Source organism: uncultured Microbulbifer sp. (assembly GCF_913055755.1).
Lineage (GTDB): Bacteria > Pseudomonadota > Gammaproteobacteria > Pseudomonadales > Cellvibrionaceae > Microbulbifer.
In genome coordinates this window covers 63,647-70,191 of record NZ_CAJXKH010000008.1, presented here as the reverse complement: position 1 = coordinate 70,191, position 6,545 = coordinate 63,647, and the positions used below count along the sequence as shown (strand labels likewise).

The window sequence follows — 6,545 nt, the reverse complement described above, 5'->3', positions numbered from 1 at the left end:
AACTCCTGCTTGGGGTTCTTGTTGGCATAGGCCCGCAGACCGATACCGGCGCGCAGGTGATCCATGCTGGACAGGTGTTCTTTCCACAACTGGTCGAGTACCTGCAACATCACCTGGCGCTCGATGGTCGGCATCAGGTTGGCATCACCGGTGCTCTCGGCAACGCGCTCCAGTTTCTGGTCGTAGGCTTCCTGGGCTGCCGTAACAATCTTCTGCCGCAGGCTTTCCTCGTGCAGGGTGCGGTCTTCGTCCAACCACTGCTGCACCGGCAACTGCAGTCCCATTTCCCCGGCCAGCTGCTGTTCGAGTCCCGCTATGTCCCACTGCTCTTCGACACTCTGCGGCGGCACATAGGCAGCGATCAGTTCGCCCACCACATCCTCGCGGATCGCGGTGATGGTTTCGCTGATGGTTTCGGCTTCCAGCAGTTCGTTGCGCTGGGAGTAAATGACCTGACGCTGGTCGTTGGCAACATCGTCGTATTCCAGCAGCTGCTTGCGGATATCGAAGTTGCGGCCTTCCACCCGGCGCTGGGCCTTTTCGATGGCATTGGACACCATCCGGTGTTCGATCGCTTCACCGCGCTCCATGCCCAGCATCTGCATAAAGTTCTTCACCCGGTCGGAAGCGAAGATGCGCATCAGGTTATCTTCCAGCGACAGGTAGAAGCGGGTTACCCCGGGGTCACCCTGGCGACCGGCACGGCCGCGCAACTGGTTGTCGATACGGCGGGATTCGTGGCGCTCGGTGCCGATGATGTGCAGGCCGCCGGCTTCGATTACGGTTTCGTGACGCGCCTTCCACTCGGCCTTGATCGCATCAATTTCTTCTGCGGTGACTTCTCGCCCTTCACTTTCCTGCAGCGCCTCGACCTCCGCTTCCCAGTTGCCACCGAGAACGATGTCGGTACCGCGACCGGCCATGTTGGTGGCAATGGTGACAGTACCCGGGCGCCCGGCCTGGGCGATGATCTGTGCTTCCTTCTCGTGGAACTTGGCGTTCAACACCTGGTGTTCAATCTTGGCCTTTTGCAGCAGGCGGGACATCTCTTCCGAGGTCTCGATGGAAGCGGTGCCCACCAAGATCGGTGCCTTCTTGTCGCGGCAGTACTTGATATCCTCGATGATCGCTTCGAGTTTTTCTTCCTTGGTGAGGTACACCAGGTCGTTCAGGTCTTCGCGCTGCTTGGGCTTGTTGGTGGGAATCACCACCACGTCCAGGCCGTAGATCTGACGGAATTCGAAGGCTTCGGTATCTGCGGTACCGGTCATACCCGACAGTTTGGGATAGAAGCGGAACAGGTTCTGGAAGGTGGTGGAGGCCAGGGTCTGGCTCTCGCTCTGGATCTGCACCTGCTCTTTCGCTTCCAGTGCCTGGTGCAGGCCCTCGGACAGGCGGCGTCCCGGCATGGTGCGGCCGGTATGCTCGTCAATCAGCACCACCTGGCCGTTCTGCACGATGTAGTCCACATCTTTATGGAACAGGACGTGGGCGCGCAGTGCCGCATTCACGTGGTGCAGCAGTCCCAGGTTACCCGGCGCATACAGAGACTCGCCCTCTTTCAGCAGGCCGGTACGGCTCAGCAGGTCTTCGACCAGTTCGTGACCGTCTTCACTCATTTCCACCTGACGGGTCTTTTCGTCCACGGTGTAATGACCTTCGCCGCCCTCTTCTGCACGCTGCAGCTGCGGCACCAGCTTGTTCATGGCCAGATAGAGGTGGGAGGAATCTTCCGCGGCCCCGGAAATGATCAGCGGGGTACGGGCCTCGTCGATCAGGATGGAATCCACCTCGTCGACGATGGCAAAATTTTGCGGGCGCTGGGTGCGATCTTCCTTGCGCAACACCATGTTGTCGCGCAGGTAGTCGAAGCCGAACTCGTTGTTGGTGCCGTAGGTAATGTCCGCCTGATAGGCGGCCTTCTTGTCTTCCGGGTGCTGCTGGGACACCACGATACCCACGGTCAGGCCGAGGAATTCATACACCGGACGCATCCAGTTGGCATCGCGGGAGGCCAGGTAATCGTTCACGGTCACGATATGCACACCCTTGCCTTCCAGGGCGTTGAGGTAGGCCGGCAGTGTCGCCACCAGGGTTTTACCCTCACCGGTGCGCATTTCCGCAATACGCCCCTCGTGCAGGGTCATACCACCGATCATCTGCACATCAAAATGACGCATGCCCATGGTGCGGGCGCCAGCCTCGCGGACCGCGGCAAAGGCCTCCGGGAGAATCTGGTCGAGCGTCTCGCCATCTTGCAGGCGCTGTTTGAATTCGTCGGTTTTGGCTTTCAGCGCGGCGTCATCCAGCGCCTTGTATTCGTCCTCAAGCGCGTTGATCTTGACGACCACCTTGCGCATACGCTTGAGTTCGCGGTCATTTTTTGAACCGAAGACCGTTTTTATCAGTTTGCCAATCATTATTCAGAAACCACATTAATGCTGAGTGTGCCTGCGGACGCTTGCCGCGAGGCCCTGCGAAGGGTGCAAGTAAACAGGAAGGCGCCAGCGGCCGCAACTCCCCGCACGCACGAGGTAGCTACGGGCGCCACCAGGCGCCTGTTGCGCAATAGAAGAGGATAGTTGTTATCTGCCGGTGCGACGGATATAGGTAGCGGGGTCTACCGGACGGTTGTTCTTGTAGACTTCAAAATGTACATGGGGACCAGTAGAGCGGCCACTGGAGCCCATCAGGGCAATCACCTGCCCCTTCTTGACCACGTCACCCAGCTTTACTTTCAGCTCGCTGTTGTGACCATAACGTGTGGTATAGCCATTGCCGTGGTTGATTTCCACCAGCTGGCCGTAGCCGTAACGGTCTTCCGCCCAGGTCACCACACCTGCGGCTACAGATACCACGTCGGAGCCATTCTTGCCGGCAAAGTCCACGCCCTTGTGCCAGGAGCGGCGGCCGCTGAAGGGGTCGGTGCGGTAACCGTAGCGCGAAGACATCCAGCCGCGGGAAATCGGGCGCCCGGCGATAAACTGCTCGTCCTGCAGCTGGCGGCGTGCCATCAGGGATTCGAGCGTCGACAGTTGCATCTGCCGGTCTTCTATCTGGTCCGACAGGTCGCCGATCACTTCAAGGAACTGCGGCGGCTGGTAGGGAAGTTCACTGGCACCGGCAATACCCGGATCTTCCGGACCACCGACTGCGGGTACGCTGCCGAACTGGAACTCACCCTCGTCGAGCTTGGCAATGGTAGTGAGGCGCTCGCCGAGTGCATCCAGGCGGGTCAAACGAGCCTGCATTTCCGCCAGTTTTACGGTCAGGGCGGTCAGCTGTTCGCGGGCTTCGCGGTCGGCCTCGCCGATCTGCTCCTGCTGTTTGCGCAGGGCCTTGTTCCAGGCCTTTACCGCCCGCGCATCAAACACGTCGGATTCGGCCACCGGCAGGTTGGCACCAAGCCAAAGGGCACCCACAGGCAGGCCCAAAAGGCAGAGTCCGAGCAGGGCTTTGCTCAGTCCACCGAAATTGAAGCTGCGGGAGACACCTCCGCGCTCATTGACGAAAATAATTTTCATATCAGGCGTACAAGACTTGCGGCTGAATTGTTGTTGTAGTCGTTGTTCTTGTAATCGTTACGGCACCCTTACGGTGCCGGGACTGCCGCTTCCTGCTCTGTCCCACGCCTTCCGGTTGGCGAGAGGCCATCTATCTACCAGAGATGACGGCCAAAAAATCTGTCAAACGCACAAAATGGGCAAGCCCGGTATTCCGCGGGCACAGCTGCGTCATTCTGTACGCAAAAAAGCCGGCAATATTCGTGCCGGCTTTTGCAGGGTTGCTTCTCTCTTACACCGCCAGGATCGGCTTGACGTAGGAGATCGGCGCTTCCTGGTCACCCTCGAAGGTCACCATTTCCCAGGCATCTTCCTGCGCCATCAGGGTGCGCAGGGACTTGTTGTTCAGTGCATGGCCGGATTTGAACGCCTTGAACTCACCGATCACACTGGTACCCAGCAGGTACAGGTCGCCAATGGCATCGAGGATCTTGTGCTTGACGAACTCGTCTTCGTAACGCAGGCCGCCCTCGTTGAGGATGCGGTACTGATCGATCACGATCGCGTTATCGACGCTGCCACCCTGTACCAGGCCCTTGGAGCGCAGGTACTCGATCTCGTGCATAAAGCCAAAGGTCCGCGCCCGGCTCACTTCCTTGACAAAGGAGGTGCTGGAAAAGTCCACAGAGGAGCTCAGGTTGCGCCCCTGGAATACCGGGTGGTCAAAATCGATGGTAAAGGATACTTTGAAGCCGTTGAACGGCAGGAAGCTGGCAACCTTGTCGCCCTCTTCCACGGTAACCGGCTTCTTGATTCGCAGGAACTTCTTCGGAGCGGCCTGCTCCTGGATGCCCGCGGACTGAATCAGGAATACGAACGGACCGGCGCTGCCGTCCATGATCGGCACTTCCTGGGCGGACAGCTCGATGATCGCGTTGTCGATGCCCAGACCAGCCATGGCGGAAAGCAGGTGTTCCACGGTAGCGATACGCACGTCGCCCTTCACCAGAGTGGTGGACAGCAGGGTATCACCGACATTTTCCGCGCGCGCCTCAATCTCAACCACCGGGTCCAGATCCACCCGACGGAACACAATGCCGCTGTTAACCGGCGCCGGTTTCAAGGTCAGAACAACCTTTTTACCGGTGTGCAGGCCTACGCCAGTGGCGCGAATAGCATTTTTGAGAGTGCGCTGTTTGATCATCTATATCTAAATTCCCATTCGGTATGCTGCACCCGGAGCGCAGCGAGCCGGCGACTATAACAGAAAATAAACGCCAAAACTATACATACACACTTGGTCATGCATGCTGCAGTGGCCTTCACTCGCTATATTCAGCATAGCCCAGCACAAAGACTGTTACGCCAGACTTGCTCACAATTCAGGATACAAATTGTACGCTGATCTCACCCCGGCGACGGTTAATTAGTGTTAATCCCACCCCTGAAAACTATCTGGTCAGCGCTATCTGCGACATACCGCACACCCGAGCCGCCGCTCGGTGCCAGACACACAGTGAGTGACCAGTTGGTTCTTACTTCCTGGCTGTACTATTTTGCAGGCGATTCGGGCACACCCCTGCCACGCCTCGATACTTCTAGTTAGTAGGCCGTCCCGCAAATCCCTTTACCGCTGCGATTGGCGCGTCCCTGCTGCCAGTCTTCCCGCCACCCGGAGCCGCTGGCCAAAGCCAGGGCGGGCAGAGATCCGGCCCCGCGGGGCCGGACTTGGACATGAGCAGATTCTCCGCCCCGCGGTGACGGGGCCAGAGCTCCGGGGCGAGATCAGTCGGCCTGGCGGCGCAGGAATGCCGGGATATCCAGGTATTCCATATCCTGATCTGCCGGGTTCATGGACGGCATTGCACGTTTCCCGCGCTCACTTTCCACCCGCGCACGGGTTTCCTGGGTTTCGCGCACCTGTTCAGACGGCGCCGCGGAGCGCGCCATTTCACGGGGTTCCGGGCGGCGGGTGTTGTCCACCACCTTGGTGGGACGCGCAACCTGGGCACTGGCCTCGCCGAGGCCTGCGGCCACTACGGTTACCCGCATCTCGTCACCCAGCTTGTCATCCACGGCGGTACCGATAACCACGGTGGCATCGTCAGAGGCGATTTCCTGCACGATCTCACCCACTTCGGAGTACTCGCCCAGGGTCAGTTCCTGGCAGCCGGCATCTTCGCTGCCGGTGATGATATTCACCAGAATACCGCGCGCGCCCTGCAGGTTGACGTTGTCCAGCAGCGGGCTGCGCACTGCCTTTTCCGCCGCTTCACGGGCGCGGTTCTCGCCCACCGCGGAACCGGAACCCATCATCGCCATGCCCATTTCGGACATAACGGTGCGCACATCGGCAAAGTCCACGTTCATGATGCCCGGGCGGATCATCAGGTCAGCAATGCCCTGAACCGCGCCCAGCAGTACATTGTCCGCTTCCTTGTAGGCGCCCTTCATGGTGATCTTGTTGCCCAGTACTTCCAGCAGGCGATCATTGGGGATAGTGATCAGGGAGTCGACCTTGTCGCGCAGCTCGAGGATACCCTCTTCCGCAACCTGCTGGCGCTTGCGACCCTCGATCTTGAACGGGCGGGTAACCACGGCCACGGTCAGAATGCCCAGGTCCTTGGCGATCTCCGCCACGATCGGCGCACCACCAGTACCGGTGCCGCCACCCATACCCGCGGTGATGAACACCATATCCGCGCCGCTCAGAATTTCCGCGATACGGTCGCGGTCTTCCAGTGCGGACTGGCGACCGACATCTGGGTTGGCACCGGCGCCCAGGCCGCGGGTAATGGTATTCCCGAGCTGGATCACGGTGTGCGCCTGTACGTCTTTCAGCGCCTGCGCATCGGTATTGGCACAGATGAAATCCACACCGTCCACATCGCTGCAGATCATGTGCTTGACCGCGTTGCCGCCGCCACCGCCGACACCGATCACCTTGATTACAGGCTTGTCCTGTACGCTGTCTACGAGTTCGAACATTGCTGTTCCCCTTTTTTGCTCATGTCAATTTTTGATTTTCGATCCTGGAAATTA

The 6,545-nt window shown here is 59.2% G+C and carries 4 protein-coding genes; all 4 read right to left on the bottom strand.

Features of this window, described 5'->3' with window-relative positions; all coding sequences use genetic code 11:
• A partial coding sequence (gene secA / locus QZ511_RS03270) for a preprotein translocase subunit SecA (protein WP_295798883.1) occupies nt 1-2,420 on the bottom strand: 2,420 nt, incomplete at its 3' end.
• Nucleotides 2,421-2,585: 165 nt separating this feature from the next.
• Nucleotides 2,586-3,524: a M23 family metallopeptidase gene (locus QZ511_RS03265; protein ID WP_295798881.1), complete on the bottom strand. Its 939-nt coding sequence runs from the start codon at nt 3,522-3,524 to the stop codon at nt 2,586-2,588.
• A 271-nt stretch (nt 3,525-3,795) separates the two neighbouring features.
• Nucleotides 3,796-4,707: a UDP-3-O-acyl-N-acetylglucosamine deacetylase gene (gene lpxC, locus QZ511_RS03260; RefSeq protein ID WP_295798880.1), complete on the bottom strand. Its 912-nt coding sequence runs from the start codon at nt 4,705-4,707 to the stop codon at nt 3,796-3,798.
• Between the two features lie 581 nt (nt 4,708-5,288).
• Entirely contained in the window at nt 5,289-6,491 is a 1,203-nt protein-coding gene (gene ftsZ, locus QZ511_RS03255) for a cell division protein FtsZ (RefSeq protein ID WP_295798878.1), read from the bottom strand.
• Nucleotides 6,492-6,545: the final 54 nt, after the last annotated feature.

Bases quoted from the DNA above. Each gene is read 5' to 3' on its own strand.
- QZ511_RS03265 (WP_295798881.1), bottom strand. From the start codon at position 3,524: ATGAAAATTATTTTCGTCAATGAGCGCGGAGGTGTCTCCCGCAGCTTC.
- lpxC (WP_295798880.1), bottom strand. From the start codon at position 4,707: ATGATCAAACAGCGCACTCTCAAAAATGCTATTCGCGCCACTGGCGTA.
- ftsZ (WP_295798878.1), bottom strand. From the start codon at position 6,491: ATGTTCGAACTCGTAGACAGCGTACAGGACAAGCCTGTAATCAAGGTG.